We start from the raw sequence: 14961 nt of genomic DNA on the forward strand, positions 1-14961 counted from the left end.
ATTCAGTGCTGCCCGGCGGGCAAACCGGCGGCGGGGGCCGGCTTGTTGGGGTTGTACGGCGTCGAGTTGCCCTGGATCACCGACATCATCTCGGGCGTCGCCATCTTGTCGAGCGGCAGGTAGTCGCTCTTGAAGTTGACGCGGACCTCGCCCGACAGCTTCGCCTTCACCTCGGCCTTCGATTCGCTGGTGTCGTCGAGCGCCGACCCGACGGTGGCCACGTGTTCCTGCTGCCCCTCGAACGCGGCATCGGCGGAATACGGCGTGTACCAGCTGCCGTAATGGGCGTTGAGCGATTCCTTGTATTTCTGGCTCTCGCGGTCGTGCATCGACGCGGTGTAGGTGCGTTTCGCGGTGTCGCTGGCGCGCATGTCGAACACCACCTTGGCGTTGATCGACCCGTCGGTGACGACGATCCGATTGATGCCGAGCATGACCATCGACGACAGCAACTGCTGGCGCTGCTTCGCCATCTGCAGGCGCGCCGCGGTGACGAGGCGCAGCTCGGACTTGTCGTCGGACAGGTCGGTCACCGGCGGATCGAGGTGGTAGTTCCGGCTGATCTCGGCGAGCCGCTGCTGCGCGTTGTCGCCCTGCGCCACCAGCCGCGACGGGGCCGCGGCGGCCGCCGCGCCGGTGCTGTCCGCGTCGAACGCGTCGGCGCCGTCCTGCGCCTGCACCGACAGCACGTCCGGAAACGAATCGGCGAGATAGTCGCGGCCGGCCCCCTCGCTGATGTTGTCGCTCATGAACTGGGCGGTGGTCTTGGCGACATTGGCGATCAGTTCGCCATACGCGCGCATCTGCTCGATCGAGCTTTCGACGATCGCCTGGAACACGTTCTTGATCAGTCCTCCTACGAATTTCGGGAAATCGACCTTCTGCACCATCTGGCCGAACTGCTCGACGCCCTGCTTCACGGCGCCGGCCTGGAAGTCCTTGCCGGCGAAGCCGGGATCCTGCGCGAGCTGGCGCTTGGTCGCGGTGACGGGATCGTCGGCCAGCGCCGCGGCAGCCGGCGCCGGACGCGGCTGCGCGACCGGGCGCGCGAGGCCGGTGGGCGGCAGTTCGCCGTTCGCCTCGCGCTCGGCGATCTCCGCATGCACGCCGTTCGGATCGGCCAGGTAGGCGAGCACCCGCACCGTATCGGCGGCGATGCGGCGGCGCTCGTCGTCGGGCAGGTCGAGAAACGACGGAATCGCGGTCAGCAGGCGGCGCACCTCGGGCCGCGTCGCGTCGAACGCGGCGGCGCTGGTCGGCGGCCGCACCGGGTGAAGCGCGTCGGGGGGAGCGGGCAGGCGCATGGCTCAGTTTCCCCTGGTCGGCGCCGGCGCGGCGGCCGGAGCCGCAGCCGCAGCCGGAGCTGAAGCCGCCGCCGGTGCAGCGGCGGCCGGCGGCGTTTTCGGACTGGGCAGCACGTTGGGATCGGCCGGCGTCGCGTTGCCGGTGATGGTGGCGATCATCTGCGGCGTCGCCATCTTGTCGAGCGGCAGGTAGTCGCTCTTGAAATTGACGTCGACCGCGCCGGACAGCTGGATCTTGGTCTGCATCGCCGCGTTGCTGGTTTCCGATGCAGCCGTCGACGCGGTGATGATCGGCTTGTTCTCGTATTCGTAGTCGCCCTTCGCGTAGTAGTCCGCGCTGTACTGGCGGCCGTTGTCCTTGTCGTTGCTGGAGTCGTACTTGCCGCCGCGATCGTAGGTGCCCTTGCCCGCGTAGGTCGACTGGACATTGCCGTCCTTGTCGCGGGCGAGGTCGACCGCGGTGGCGCTGCGCTGCCTGGAAAGCGTGTCCTGCGCGCGCACGTCGTAGATGATCTTCGCGGAGATCTTGCCGTCGGTGACGACGATGCGGTTGATGCCCATCAGCACGATCGAGGCCAGCATCTGCTGGCGCTGCTTGGCGAGCTGCATCTTGAAGCGGTTGACGATGGCGAGTTCGGAAGCCTCGTCCGACAGGTCGAAGGTATCGCCGTCGCCCATCTGCAGGCGCGCGCGCACGGTCTTCGACGCGTCGTCGGGGTCGACCCCGTCGCGCACCTGCACGCGCGGGCTCGGCGTGTCGCCGCTGTCGTCCATGCCGATCTCGAACAGGTCGGGAAACTGGCCGACCATATGATCGCGCGCCTGGTTCTCGGTCACGTGCTCGTCGGCGAACTGGCCGAGCGATTTCGCCACCTGCGCGATCATTTCCTGATACGCCTTCATCTGCTCGATCGAGCTGTGGGTGATCGACTGGAACACCCCGCTGATCAGGCTCGCGACGAAGGTCGGAAACTTGACCTGGTTCAGCAGCTCGCCCGCGACCGCGGCGCCCTCGTGCGCGGCCGCCGCGGTGAACCTGGACTTGCCGATGCTGTCGACGGCCTGGTTGTGCGTCGCGAAATCCGCCTCGTGCGCCGAATGATCCGTGTTGTCGTCCAGCGCGCGCGCCGGCGCGGTGCCTACCCCGCCCGGAATCTCGTGGCCGGCGAACCCCTCGGGCCGCGCGAGGTAATCGGCGATCAACGCGGTGTTGCGCGCGATGTCGCGGCGATCGGCGTCGGGCATCGCGTTGAACGCCTGCGACCGGGTCAGCATCTGCGCGACGCCGTGGCGCACTTCGTCGGCCGGCACCGGCGGCGTGTGACGCGGGGCGGCCGCGGCGGCGCGCGGCGGCGGCGCGATCGGCGTGGAACGGGCAGCTTGCGGGAACATGGCGACCTCGCGGAAAACGCGTGACGAAGCGATTCAGTTGGCCTGGGCCGGTGCGTCCACCGGCAGTTCGAACTCGATGGGACGCAGGTAGAGACTCACCCGCGCCGGGCAGGCCGCGTCCGTGCGCAGGCTGATGATCGAGAAGCGGCCCGGCCAGTGCGCGTCCTCCGGCGTGAACGCGCCCATCCACCGCTCGAGCGCCTGCAGCCCGCGCGGACGCTCGGCGAGCCCCATCGTCAGCAGGCTGAGGAAGGCCGGCGGCACGTCGGGAATCGCCGACAGCAGCACGTAGAGCTCGAAATCCGGGCCGTCCGGGCCGAGCCCGAACGCGAGCAGCGCACCGTGCGGCGGCAGGTCGAAGCGCCCGCCGAGCACCAGCCCCAGGAGCTGCATGATGCCGGGCAGGCGATGACCGATGCCGAGCGCATCCAGGACCGGCTGCAGATCGGCGAGGCGCAGCGCCCGGGTGCACGCGAACGTGAGCCGCTGGCCGCCGAGATCGCGCTGGGCCGCCATCGTGGTGAACAGCGGCTTGAGCCCGGGCACCATCCGCAGCGCGGCCTGGACGATGCCGGCCAGGTCGCGCGGCAGGTTCTCGATCGTGCCGGCGTCGCCGGGCAGCTCGTAGTACACCTTGGACGCGTAGAGCCCGTCGCGGTCGTAGCTGGAGCCGAAGAACGCACCGTAGTCGAGGTTGCCGCCGGGCCGCGCGAAGCCCCGGAACGGCTCGCTCGCCTGGTCGAACCAGTGCAGCGCCTCGCGGCCGATGAAGTCGCGGATCAGCTTGCGCATTTCACGGGTGGACTCGTCGCGCCGGTCGATCGCGGACGCCTCCGGCGGCAACGGCTCGATCGTGAAGCGCAGCTTGCCCGGCTGGCTTTCCGAGAAGCTGGGTTCGAACGGGACCGCCATCGGCATCAGCGCGTTGTCGCGGAACCGCAGATCGTCGGCGCCGTCGCCGAACGTGCGCAGGAACAGGTCGCGCGACGGCGCGAATGGATCGGCGGTGCCGAGGCTTCGCGCGGCGCTCTTCAGGCGGCGTTCGACCCGGGCGACGACCGGCTCGCGGAATGAGGTCAGGGGCATGGCTCGGCTCCGGCAGGGTTCGGGAATGGCATGGCGCACGCAACGCCGCTTCAGTGCGGGCGGTTCGAGTAGTAGCTCGCGCCGTTGTGCGTGCCGACGCCGTAACCCGCCTTCACCGGCACGCCCGCGCCGAGGCCGAGGCCGGCGCCGATGTCGCCGACGCTGTCCAGCATCTCGCGCGCCATCGCCGGGATCGGCACCGGCTTCGACGTCATCTGCGGCGCCTCGCGCGGTTGCGAGAACTGCTCGATCTGCGTATCGGTGGTCGCGGTATCGGCCAGCCACAGCTCGCACGCGTTGACCAGGTCGTAGTCGGTCGGGTCGACGGTCGACTTGTGGTTCGACGAGACGTCGGGATTGGCGATCTGGTCGATGCTGAGCAGCGGGCCGGTCGCCTTGTTGACGCGATCGACGTTGTTGGCCAGCCATGCGGTGATGATCGTGCCGCAGGTCGCCAGCGTGCGATAGCGCGAACTGGTGCGCGCGCCGCCCAGATCGTAGGTCGCGACCTGGTCGATCACCTGCCACATGTCCTTGGCGCCGTAGCAGCCGCGGATCTCGGGGTCCTGCAGCAGATCGATCATGAACTTGACCTGCGACTGGATCTCGCGCGCGGCGTAATGCGCCATGCCGTAGCCGTGCAGCGACAGGTTGCCGGCGAGATCGCGGGCGGCCTTGCGCACCTGCTGGTGGTTGATCGGGTTCGGCACGCTCGCGCGCAGCAGCGAGTCGACTTCGGTCTGGCGCACGAACGACGAAACCGACGACACGAAGCGGATCCACAGGTCGTTGAACTCGCGGTTGCCGGCCGTGTTCGGATCGCCGCCCGGCACGCCGAGCGTGATCGCCGCGAAGTTCTTGCGCTCCTGCTCGGAGATGCGGTTCGGCGTTTCGCGCCAGTAGCGATAGAGCAGCTTGCCGGCATTGCCGGGGCCGATCGGCAGCGTGCCGTGCTGGAACTGCTCGACGATGCGGTCGACCACCTGGAACACCTTGAGCTCGTCGAACATCGCGGCGACGATCATCGGGCCCATCACGCGCACGTTGTCGGCGACGATGTTCGCGTCTTCCAGGTCCTCGAGGTTCGGCAGGTCGATGCCGAGATCGGCGATCGCGTCCTCGCCGCCGATGTTCTGGACGGTGTTCAGCTCCTCGTTGATGCGGCGGCGCAACTGCGGCTCGTCGGCCTGGATCTTGCGGGCCTGCAGGCCGCGCATGACGCGCGCGAATTCGGTGGCGACCACGCCCGGCTGCTGGCCGCCGCGGCCGTCGGGATCGCCCTCGAGGCACAGCAGCGCCAGCACCCGCTGCGCGAGCACGCCATACGAATTGGCTTCGCCCACCGCCGCGAAAAACTGGCGGGTAAAGGCGTTCATCAGCACGTTGTCGTCGTCCGGCACGGTCCTGCCGCCGTCGACCTTCACGGGCGGCGGCGTGGCCCCGTCCACCGCGAGGATGCCGAGCACCAGCGCGACCAGCGTGATCGACGCGGGCTCCGGATCCGCGCCGTTCGCGCCATTGGCGCCGCCCACGTCGCCCGCGCCGAACACCAGCTGGCCGTTGACCTCGGAGAGCAACGGCGGATTCACCAGCGACTTGCTGGCGAGCAGTTCGCGGGTGGCGACGAACAGCGGATCGCACACCTGCGGCACGCCGTCGGACGGCTTCGTGTCGTAGACGACCGCGAGGATGGCCTTGCACAGCGCGAGCTGCTCCCGCTCGGCGGCGACCGGCGGCCGCTTCAGCGACTCGAGCCGGTTGACGATATCGACCAGCCCGTCGCGTGCCCGGGTCTCGAGGTCGACGAGGTCGAGGAAGCGGACTTGATTGTTGACATGAAACATTTAACTTCTCCTTGAAATCCGGTCGGTTCGGGGGAGTGAACGGGATCCGGTGCGCAAGTCAGCCGTCGTCCGCACGGCCGTCCTTGCCCGTGCAACCGTCGTCGCCCGCCGCTTCGTACGCGTCGATGCGGCCGGACAGCGCCTGCAGCGCCGCCGCCGCGTCGAGAATGCCGGCGCCGCAGCCGTCGGCCGCGCCGGGCGCGAACGGGCGCGCGGTCGCGACGACCAGCTCGCGCACCGTCGCGCCGTCGAGCGGAAAGGCGCGGCGCTGCGCGTACGCGACGAGCAGCGCCGCGGCGCCCGCGACGAACGGCGCGGCGAAGCTGGTGCCGGTCGCCAGCTGATACGCCTCGATCGCGCTCGTCAGCACCCGTTCGCCCGGTGCGCACAGCGCGACGTGCGGGCCGCGCGTCGAGAACGGGGTCGGCCGGCCGTCGTCGCCCACGGCGCCGACCGCGATCACCTGCGGGTAGGCGGCGGGCCAGTAGCGGGTCACGCTGCCGTCGTTGCCGCTCGCGGCCACGAGGATGCAGCCGCGCGCGGCGGCATACGCGATCGTGTCGGCATGCGGTTTCGGGCGGTTGGCGGCGATCGTCGCATCGTCGGTGCCGAAGCTCATGTTGATCACCTTCGCGCCGAGGTCGACCGCCAGCTTGAGCGCGCGATCGAGGTCGGCGATCGCGCCGAGCCCGACCGCATGCGCCTTGCCCGGCAGCCGGGCGGCCGCCAGCGCGCGCATCGGCAGGATGCGGCAGTCGCCGCCGAGCCCGCGCGGCATCGCCACGCCCGCCGCGGCGATGATGCCCGCGCAGCCCATGCCGTGGCCGACGAAGCGGTCCTCGGGAAAATCGCCGCGATGGCCATGTCCGCTCAGCAGCTGCACGCCGGGCGACAAGTCGCCGGGCTCCAGCCGCACCGTATCGGCGCCCGCGCGGAACGCATGGGCGAATTCGGGATGCTGGCGGGCGATGCCGCTGTCGATGAGACCGACCGTGACGCCGCTGTCGCCCCGCTCGATCGCGTGCGCGTCGGCCATGCGCACCAGCGCGCGCGCATCCTGCGCGAAGCGCGCGGCCGGCGGCACGGGCGCGAGGCGGCCGGGCGCGTCCATCGGGACCATCGCCACGTAGTTGGGCGTCACGCTTTCCACGGTCGCGAGCTGGGCGAGCGAGTCGCACAGCGCGCCGATTGGCGTGCCCGCCGGCACGCGCAGCAGCAGCGTGCGGGCCATGCCCGTCATCTGTTCGATCGCGTCGTATCCGAGGTGCGCGTGCCCGGGCACCCAGCGCCCGGCCGCCGCGCTGAACGGGCGCACCGCGAGAAATCGGCCGGCGAACGCGCCCACGATGCGATCGACCGGGCCGCCGTCGATGCATTGCGCGGCAGCCAGCGCGCCGCGCGTCACGTCGCGGATCGACGGCACGTGCTCGGGCGCTTCGCCGAGCGCCAGCTTGACGAGCAGGCTGGTCGGCAGGCTGAACTGACGCTCGCCGGGCGATGCCCAGGGCGTGCCGAGTGCATGGAGCGTCATGGCCGCGCCTCCTCCTGGCCGGGAACGGCGGCCAGGGCCATGGGCCGGGCCGCGGGCGCCGACGGCGGCGCGAATGCGCTCAGGTCGAACGCCAGCGCGGCGGCATGCCGGCTCGTCGGCGAGACGGCGAGTTCGCCGGCCCACTGGTCGCGACCGGGCGCGAGCAGCAACTCGTCGTCCGCCGATTGCAATACGGCGACCGGGCGATTGCCGATCCGCACCAGCGGCGCGTGCGTGCCGTTGACGAGATTGCGCCCGATCACGCGCAGCAGCGGCGCCGCATCGGGCTGCGCGTCGGTGGCGGGCGCCACCGGCTCGATCCGCTCGACGCTCGGCGCGGACGCCCGATCGAGCGCCCGGCGCAGCCGGTCCACGGACAGGTTGGTGACGCGGCCGATCGCATGCACCATGTCGCGCTGCTCGGCCTGCTGGAATTGCCGGACCGTGCGCACGCCGGCCCATTCCAGCCGCTTGCGGTCCTCGGCCGAGAGCTCGTCGCCCAACGCGTCGAGCGGCTGGTCCTTGCTGTCCTCGGACAGCGCGATCGCGTTCTCCTCGATCGCCGGCCGCGTGATGGTCGTGAAGACGAGATGGAAGGTACTGCTGTCGGTGTCGCCCGGGCCGGCGGGGCGAATCCACACCTCGCTTTCGACGAATTCGACATGGGCGCGCAGATCGAGGTTGACGTCCTTGATCGCGAAGGTCAGCGGCAGGTTGAGGTTGCGCGCCTTGATCGCCATCGCCGCCTGCGCGTTGTCGAGCTGGCTCTGCACGGCCTGGATGAAATCCTCGAGGCGCAGGCTGGCGTTGCTGTTCATTGCCCCGCTCCGTCGACCGGCACGGCTTCGAAGACGATCGCGAGCCGCGCCGGCTCCGGATCGAAGGCCGTGCGGGTCAGGAACTGCGGCAGATCGCCGACCAGCTCGATGCCGTCGGCGCCCCGCGCGATGCGCAGGTCGAGCGGCAGTTCCATCGCCAGCGAGCACACCCGCAGCCCCTGCGCCGCGCCCGCGGTCAGCTGTCCGGCAACGTCGGCGAACGCGCCCAGCGTCTCGCCCAGCGGCCGCGGCGCAATCATGTCGGTTCTCCTCGGGCGGATACGGGTGCTGCCGGTGCTGCCGGTGCAGCTGGTGCCGCTGGTGCCGCTGGTGCCGCGGACGCAGCCGGCACGGCGGCGGGCGCGGGCGTCACGGCGGGAGCCGGCGCCGCAACCGGCGCCGCAGGCGGGGTACCCGTCACCGTCGGCGGCGCGATTCGCGCCGCCGGCCGGCTGTGCCGCTCAAGCAGATTGCGCGACGCCTCGTCGACGAAGCGGTCGAGCGGCAGCGTCTCCGATGCGAAATTGATGCTCACCTTGCCGGTCAGCGTCGCCTTGAGATCGGTGTCGGTTTGCGCATTGACCGCCACGGTCGAGACCGTCGTGACGACATCGCCCGACATTCCCCGTCCACCCCAGGTCGTCTGTCCCGACGACGGGTCGTTCGACGTCGCATACTGCACGGCGGCGCGGTCGCGCGCCTTGGCCTGGAAATTGAGGCTCGCCGCGATCGTGCCGTCCTTGACCACGACCCGCTGCATGCCCAGCAGCACCATCGTCGACAGCGTCGACAACCGATGCTGCGCGACACGCTCGCGGGCGCGGGGCAGCACCACCGATTCGAGCGTCTGGGTATCGAACGCGCCGTCGGCGGCACCGAAATCGGCGAGCCACGCGGGCGCGGGCGCCGCGTCGTCATCGCCGGTCCGGACCACCGGCGCGAGGCGATACTCGCCGCCGTCCTGCACCAGCGTCACGTCGTGCGGATACTGCTCGACCAACCATGCGCGCGCCTGTCCGTCGGTCACGTTCTCCTGCGTGAACTGGTCCAGCGGCTTGGCCACCGCGCCGACCAGGTCGGCGAAACTCTCCACCTGCTTGATCGAGCTGTCGACGATCGCGTCGTACGTGCCATGCACGAGGCTCGCGACGAAGGTCGGAAAGTCGATCGCGTCGGCCAGCGCCGCCGCACGCCGGCCGATGGCGTCCGTCGCCTTCTCCTTGGGCGCCCCGGACGCGCCCGGGGCGCCGGGCGCTCCGCCGCCGGCCGGCGCCGCTTGCGGCAGTGCGCCGTCCTGCCGGCCCGGGTCGCCCGATCCGGCGCTGTCGACGATCTCGCGGCCGAACGCGTCGCGAGCAAGTGCCACTGCGGGCGTGATCGCGCCGCGTGGTGGCGGAGGGGGAATGTGGCGGGCCATCGCGCGTGTCCCTCGGGGTCAGGCAGGTTGCAGTTCGCGCGGCGCGGGCTGCGTGCCGCTGGCCGGAAGCGGCGGCACGGCGTCGGCGCCGTGCACGGTCTGGAAGCGGCCGTCGCCGTTCAGCGTCACCTCCGTCACGCCGACCTGATCCTCCTCGCCGGCATGCCGGAACGTGGTGGTGATGCGCAGCCTGACGCTCGCCCGCTCGGGCGTGCCCGAACCGCGGCCGATCTCCGCGCGCACGAGCGCGGTCCAGCCGTCGAGCATCTGTCCCTGGTCCGGGGCCAGCGTCACGTCGCCGACCGCACCGCCCTGCCACGCCCAGTCGATCGACACCGGCGCCGACGTGCGGCCGCTCGGCCCGTCGATGTACGGCCAGTCGTCGAGGATGATGCGCTGGCCGGCCACGCGCGGCTGGCCGGCGCCGCCCGCCAGCGCATTGGCGGGCTGGACCAGCCCGGCCAGTTGCGCGAGATCGTAGCCGCGCCCGTCGCGGCGCTCGGTGCGCCGGGTCAGGCTCACGCCGAAGCCGAATTCGCCGCCCGCGGCCGGCGGCTCGGCGCCGAGCGCGTAGCCCGCGCCCGCCGCGCTGCCGCGATTGATCAGGTGACCGAACGTGCCGCCCGAATGCATGAGCTGGATCACGCCGATGCCCGCCGCCGCCTCGTATTCCGACACGAAATCCTCGTAGCTCATGATGTAGCGGCTGCCGGTCGCGTGGGTCGGCGGCAGGGTCCGCGCGCCGGGATGGCCCGGCGTGCCGACCACCCGGTCCAGCGGATCGGTGATCCGCACGAAATACGCGTCGCCGCTGCGATACATGCCCGTCACCACCACCGCATGGAAGAAGTTGACCGGCGCACGCACGACTTCGGCGACCCAGATCGGCCCGTTCGCTTCCAGCAGCCGCCGAAAGCCTTCAGGCGCGAAGCACGCATTGGGTTCGACCGTGAGAGTCGACGCACCGGCGAACCCCGCGACCTCGGCCGGCGCCAGGCCATCGCGCATCTGCCGCTCGAGGCTGATGCAGCGCGCCAGCAGTGACGGATCGACGCTCTGGTTGTCGCGCCAGCCGAGCACCATCGACGCGGCCGTCGCCCAGCAGCCCATATCGGTGGGCTGCGGGGTCATCTGCACCTCGTCCCAGTTCACCGTCCAGTCGTCGGCGCCCAGCGCGCGCGCGGCGCCCGGGGCGACCGACAGCGCCTGGCTCATGCCGAAGAAACCGCGGCTCGGGATCGGCGCCTTCAGATGGCCGACATACGCGAGCGTTCCCGGGGCCATCGTGCCGGTCGACAGGCTGGCGAGATCGCCCGGCGGCACCCAGTGCGGCGGCACGCTGACGATCGGCTTGCCGGCGTCCTGGAACGACTGGGCGACCAGTTGCGAGCAGAAGAAGTTGTCGGTGTCGGCGCCTTCGCCGAGCTCGATGCGGCCGACGAAGCGGCGGCAGCGCTCCGCCGCGTCGCCCGACAGCAGGTCGCACGCGTGGCGATCGATCAGGTAGCTGCCGCAGCGGACCAGCCCGACGTAGTTGAAACCGCGATCGAGGTAGCGCGCGGCGGCATCGGCGACCTGCCGCTGCTGCGTATCGGTCAGGCCCGGCACCCGGAACGCGACCGCGAGGCGCGCGTCGGCCAGTGCATCCGCGAGCGGGCGCAACTGGACCCCGCCGGGAATCGCCTCGATCACCTGCCCGCCCTGACCGACGTACAGCATCGCGTGACTGACCTCGGCGCCGGAGCCGGCACGAATGACGCCGGAGCCGGGATTGCCGGTGGTGCTGAGAATGATGTCGCCGATCTCCAGCGCGTCGGTGCCGATCGACAGGCCGCCGACGCCGGGATCGAGCGGAATGTCGTCGGCGAGGCCGCGGGCGGCGAGCCCCAGCGCCTGGCCGGCCGCTTGCGGCTGGCAGGTGCGGCTGGTGACCAGCCGCATGTAGTAGTCCCAGTCCCAGTTGCCGTCCGGGCACGCGGTATGGCCGGTCGACGTGTCGGCCTCGCGATGGCCCATGATCGTCGTGCGATTGATCGGCAACTGATACTTGTCGCACAGCGACGCGACCAGCGCCGCCGAGGTTTCATACTCGAGCTGGGTCGGCGCCAGCGCATCGAAATGCTGGACGGTGCCGTTGCGACGCGGGTAGTCGGCGCCGCCGCGCTTCACCGCGATGTGTTCGATGCCGATGCTGCGCTGGTTCGAGCCCTTGCAGTGCCACGCCGTGTCGGCCTCGGAGACGAACTGGACGACCTCGCCCTCCTGCCCGACCAGGTAATGCGCACTCACCTTGGACGACGCATTGGTGAAGGTATTCACCACCTGCTGGACGGTGGGTACGTCGGCGATGTGGATGATGATGCGGTCGATCGTCTTGCTGCCGCGCCCCTCGTCGAAATTCGGGCTGGCCGCGGTGCGCGTGACGAGACTGTTCTCGCGCGCGCCCAGCGCCAGCGCACTGGCCGTCGCGGACGGCTCGGCGGCTGCATCGTCGTCGCTGTACGGCGGCGTATCGATGCCGTACGCCTCCGGGTCGGCGCTCAGGCCGCGCGACCACGCGAACGAGGAGGACGACGCCGACGCGGTGGCGATCGTGCCCGCCGCGGCGCGCGAGACGCCGACGAAGACGCTTACCGGGCTGCCGACGCTGACGCCGGCCGACAGCGTGACGCCGACGAATTCGTTACGGGCGTTGAACAGCGCCGAGATGCCGCCGGCCGGGCTTTCGCCGACCATCACGCCCACCGTCGTGCCGGTGCCCGAGAAATCGTCGATATGGCCGCGCAGCAGACTGAGCTGGCCGGTGAGGCTCGCCGACACGATATAGCCGAAGTCGAGCTCGCCCGACACGAAGACGCCGATGTCGTCGCCATTGGCGTCGAAGATGAGGCCGACCGCGCCCGCGCCCCCGGATTCCAGCCCGGCGCCCGCACCCGCGCCGATCGAGACCGACAGGCCGTTGCGCATCGCGACCGGCAGCAGCAGCATCAGCGACGCGGTGGCCGGATTCGCGCTCAGCATCGCGCGCAGCGCGGCCCGCTCGACGGTCGACAGCTTGCGCGGCCGCGGCCAGGTAAAGCCGCGGCGCTCGCCCGCCAGGCGGAACGCGGCATCGTCGCTCATCCCCTGCGAGACGGGGGTCGGTGCAGTGGCGGGTGCCGGTGCGACGGTGGGTGCCGGTGCGATGGCCGGCGCCGATGCCGGCGCGGCGGGCCTCGCGGCGACCGGCGTGGCGGCATTCAGCGGCGGCAGCGGACCGAACCCGTCGTCGTAGTGAACGTCGTGGTGCGGCGCAACGGGTTCGACGGCCGGCTGCGGCGCGGCGGAAACGACTCCCGGCGCGGCAGGCGCCGGCACCGCAGTCGCGCCCGGCCGCGTGCCGTCGCCCGCCCAGTTCAACAGCGGATTCCTGACGGCGGCAGTGCCGCGCGTCGGGAACATGCGGACCCTGCGCAAGCCCCGGTCGCTGAGTCCCGACAGCGATACATAGGGGCTGTCGGCATTCGGCAGCACGTCGACCGTCCACGCGTCGGCATCCGGCGATGCGGCCGTGGCCAGACCGAACCACAGCCGGCCCGCGCCCGCGAAGCGCGCCAGCACCGCCGGCGGCACCATGAACACCGCTTCGCCGCGCGGAATCGCCAGCACGCCGTCCTCGCGGCTGGTGTAGAACGTCGACGACGTGCGCCCTTCCTTGCGCATGAACAGCGCGGGATCGGTGGCGATCACCAGTTCCGCGACGCACGGCGCGTGGCCGACGCGAATCGTGAAGCCCAGCATCGGGAAACGGTCGGTCAGGACCATGCGGTTGGGATGGAGTTGCGCTGCCATGTCGTGTCCTCAGCTCTGGTTTTGATCGGGCTCGTCGCGACGGCCGCCGAGCATCGGCTTGCTGCGCGCATCGATCGCGCGCCGTTCGAATTCCTGCGGGGGAAGCATCGCCAGATCCGGATCCGGGTCGCCGATATCGGGGATTTCGTGATGGGTCGCTTCGAACTGGGCGATCGCGCGCGCCAGCAGCTGCGCCAGCAGCTTGGCGTGAACCGGGCTGATCGCGACGCGGCTCATCAACTGGACGTTGCCGGACTGCGGCTCGACCTGCCCGGCATCGATCAGGAACTCGAACGCGTTGTGCCCGACCTCGAAGTAGTTCGCATAACTGGCGAGCAGCGGCCGTGGCTGGCCGGCCGGCTGCGCCGGATCCGGCGGGTCGTCCTGGCATGGCTCGATGACGTGCACGACGGCCTCCTTGCGTGGCGACGGGCGGTCTGTCCGTTCTGCTTCGCAAGGAGCGGGCCAGCCCGTGTGCGCCGACGCAAGCGCATGATTTGGCGTGGAATTTCCCGATCGGAGCAGGATGCGCGAAGGCGGCCGGGCTGTACCCGGGCTGTACCATGTGACAGCCCGGCTGTTACACCGGTGCAGTGTTGCCGGCGTCCAGGTTGTACTTGGCCAGCTTCCGATACAGCGTCATGCGCGACCAGTTCATCTGGCGCGCCGCTTCCATCTTGTTCCAGTTGGTCTGGCGCAGTACCGAGACCAGCCGCTCGCGCTCATGTTCGCCGGCGGAAAAATCCTGCAGGAACAGGCGGCGAAATGCCGGCGGCAAATCGCCCAGCCCGAACGGCCGCCCTTCCGGCGCATCGATGAACAACGCCTCGACCAGGTTGCGCAGCTCACGCACGTTGCCCGGCCAGCGGTATTGCCGCATGCACTCGAGCAGCGCCGGATCGGGCCGCCCCACCTGCATCGCCCGCCGCTGGTTGTGTTCGGCGACGAAGTGATCGACGATCGACGCGATGTCCTCCGGCCGTTCCCGCAGCGGCGGTATCTCGATGCGCGCGACGTTCAGCCGATAGAACAGGTCGGCGCGGAAACGGCGTTCGGCGACCAGGTCCTCCAGTCGTTCGTTGCTGGCGGCCACGATCCGGACGTCGACCGGGCGCCGGCGCTGCGAGCCGACCGGCATCACCGTGCGGTCCTCGAGCAGGCGCAGCAGCTTGGCCTGGACGGCGGGCGGCATCTCGCTCACTTCGTCGAGGAACAGCGTGCCGCCGTCGGCCTCGACGAAGCGGCCGGGAAACGCGTGCTGGGCGCTGGTGAAGGCACCGCGCTCGTGGCCGAACATCTCGGACTCGAACAGGCTGTCGGGCACCGCTGCGCAGTTCACCGCGATGAACGGCTTGTCGGTTCGGGCGCTGAGGCGATGGACGGCGCTGGCGACGCGTTCCTTGCCGGTGCCGGTTTCGCCGGTCACGAGCACCGTCGTATCGGTCAACGCGACCTTCGCCAGATAGCGGCGCAGGTCGGTCATCGCCGGGCTCGAGCCGTGCAGCCCGAGTGACGCCGCGTGAATGCCTCCGGTCGTGCTCATGCGCGCGCCGCCCGGCTAGCAAACCGCTGACGGTTGATGCGCAGCCCCGAATTTCATCGCCACTTCCCCCCGCTGGATGTTGAGGAACAAGGCAACCATCCTCTATGGCGATTGTCGGCACGCGTTTAATTAGTACTGGGATGCGTGTTGAATGGATAGCCGCGTGTCACGGCGCCGGCCGATAATCAGTGTAGT

Annotated in this window: 11 protein-coding genes; all 11 read right to left on the minus strand. The window is 70.4% G+C overall.

The genetic code is table 11. The features are described from left to right. Window positions 1-2: 2 nt before the first annotated feature. The 11 genes from U5771_RS28995 to U5771_RS29045 all read right to left on the minus strand — a co-directional run bounded on the left by U5771_RS28995 (window position 3) and on the right by U5771_RS29045 (window position 14766). Window positions 3-1304 (minus strand): hypothetical protein, encoded by a 1302-nt coding sequence (locus U5771_RS28995; RefSeq protein ID WP_322027149.1) that lies wholly within the window; start codon window positions 1302-1304, stop codon window positions 3-5. Window positions 1305-1307: 3 nt separating this feature from the next. Continuing rightward, the gene (locus tag U5771_RS29000) at window positions 1308-2696 is read right to left on the minus strand and encodes a hypothetical protein (protein ID WP_322027150.1); all 1389 of its coding nucleotides are present in this window, start codon (window positions 2694-2696) and stop codon (window positions 1308-1310) included. 33 nt (window positions 2697-2729) lie between these two features. Then, the gene (locus U5771_RS29005) at window positions 2730-3782 is read right to left on the minus strand and encodes a hypothetical protein (RefSeq protein WP_322027151.1); all 1053 of its coding nucleotides are present in this window, start codon (window positions 3780-3782) and stop codon (window positions 2730-2732) included. 50 nt (window positions 3783-3832) lie between these two features. Next, window positions 3833-5626 (minus strand): hypothetical protein, encoded by a 1794-nt coding sequence (locus tag U5771_RS29010; protein WP_322027152.1) that lies wholly within the window; start codon window positions 5624-5626, stop codon window positions 3833-3835. A gap of 58 nt (window positions 5627-5684) precedes the next feature. After that, complete coding sequence (locus tag U5771_RS29015) at window positions 5685-7157, minus strand: S8 family peptidase (protein WP_322027153.1); 1473 nt, start codon at window positions 7155-7157, stop codon at window positions 5685-5687. Further along, complete coding sequence (locus U5771_RS29020) at window positions 7154-7975, minus strand: hypothetical protein (protein ID WP_322027154.1); 822 nt, start codon at window positions 7973-7975, stop codon at window positions 7154-7156. Before U5771_RS29020 ends, U5771_RS29015 begins: the two co-directional genes overlap by 4 nt. Further along, window positions 7972-8235: a hypothetical protein gene (locus U5771_RS29025; RefSeq protein WP_322027155.1), complete on the minus strand. Its 264-nt coding sequence runs from the start codon at window positions 8233-8235 to the stop codon at window positions 7972-7974. Before U5771_RS29025 ends, U5771_RS29020 begins: the two co-directional genes overlap by 4 nt. Next, a complete protein-coding gene (locus tag U5771_RS29030) occupies window positions 8232-9392 on the minus strand; it encodes a hypothetical protein (protein WP_322027156.1) in 1161 nt (386 codons plus the stop codon). The genes U5771_RS29025 and U5771_RS29030 overlap by 4 nt, the downstream gene beginning before the upstream one ends. Before the next feature lie 18 nt (window positions 9393-9410). After that, window positions 9411-13223, minus strand: a complete 3813-nt coding sequence (locus tag U5771_RS29035; protein ID WP_322027157.1) for an N-acetylmuramoyl-L-alanine amidase — start codon at window positions 13221-13223, stop codon at window positions 9411-9413. 9 nt (window positions 13224-13232) lie between these two features. Beyond that, a complete protein-coding gene (locus U5771_RS29040) occupies window positions 13233-13631 on the minus strand; it encodes a DUF3467 domain-containing protein (RefSeq protein ID WP_322027158.1) in 399 nt (132 codons plus the stop codon). Between the two features lie 172 nt (window positions 13632-13803). Beyond that, complete coding sequence (locus U5771_RS29045) at window positions 13804-14766, minus strand: sigma-54 interaction domain-containing protein (protein ID WP_322027159.1); 963 nt, start codon at window positions 14764-14766, stop codon at window positions 13804-13806. Window positions 14767-14961 lie beyond the last annotated feature (195 nt).

It is taken from the genome of Burkholderia sp. BCC1977 (assembly GCF_905339595.1).
In the GTDB taxonomy this organism is placed as follows: Bacteria; Pseudomonadota; Gammaproteobacteria; order Burkholderiales; family Burkholderiaceae; genus Burkholderia.

What these genes read in the sequence shown, in the direction of transcription:
- U5771_RS28995 (WP_322027149.1), bottom strand. Translation starts at nt 1,304, where the DNA reads ATGCGCCTGCCCGCTCCCCCCGACGCGCTTCACCCGGTGCGGCCGCCG.
- U5771_RS29000 (WP_322027150.1), bottom strand. Translation starts at nt 2,696, where the DNA reads ATGTTCCCGCAAGCTGCCCGTTCCACGCCGATCGCGCCGCCGCCGCGC.
- U5771_RS29005 (WP_322027151.1), bottom strand. Translation starts at nt 3,782, where the DNA reads ATGCCCCTGACCTCATTCCGCGAGCCGGTCGTCGCCCGGGTCGAACGC.
- U5771_RS29010 (WP_322027152.1), bottom strand. Translation starts at nt 5,626, where the DNA reads ATGTTTCATGTCAACAATCAAGTCCGCTTCCTCGACCTCGTCGACCTC.
- U5771_RS29015 (WP_322027153.1), bottom strand. Translation starts at nt 7,157, where the DNA reads ATGACGCTCCATGCACTCGGCACGCCCTGGGCATCGCCCGGCGAGCGT.
- U5771_RS29020 (WP_322027154.1), bottom strand. Translation starts at nt 7,975, where the DNA reads ATGAACAGCAACGCCAGCCTGCGCCTCGAGGATTTCATCCAGGCCGTG.
- U5771_RS29025 (WP_322027155.1), bottom strand. Translation starts at nt 8,235, where the DNA reads ATGATTGCGCCGCGGCCGCTGGGCGAGACGCTGGGCGCGTTCGCCGAC.
- U5771_RS29030 (WP_322027156.1), bottom strand. Translation starts at nt 9,392, where the DNA reads ATGGCCCGCCACATTCCCCCTCCGCCACCACGCGGCGCGATCACGCCC.
- U5771_RS29035 (WP_322027157.1), bottom strand. Translation starts at nt 13,223, where the DNA reads ATGGCAGCGCAACTCCATCCCAACCGCATGGTCCTGACCGACCGTTTC.
- U5771_RS29045 (WP_322027159.1), bottom strand. Translation starts at nt 14,766, where the DNA reads ATGAGCACGACCGGAGGCATTCACGCGGCGTCACTCGGGCTGCACGGC.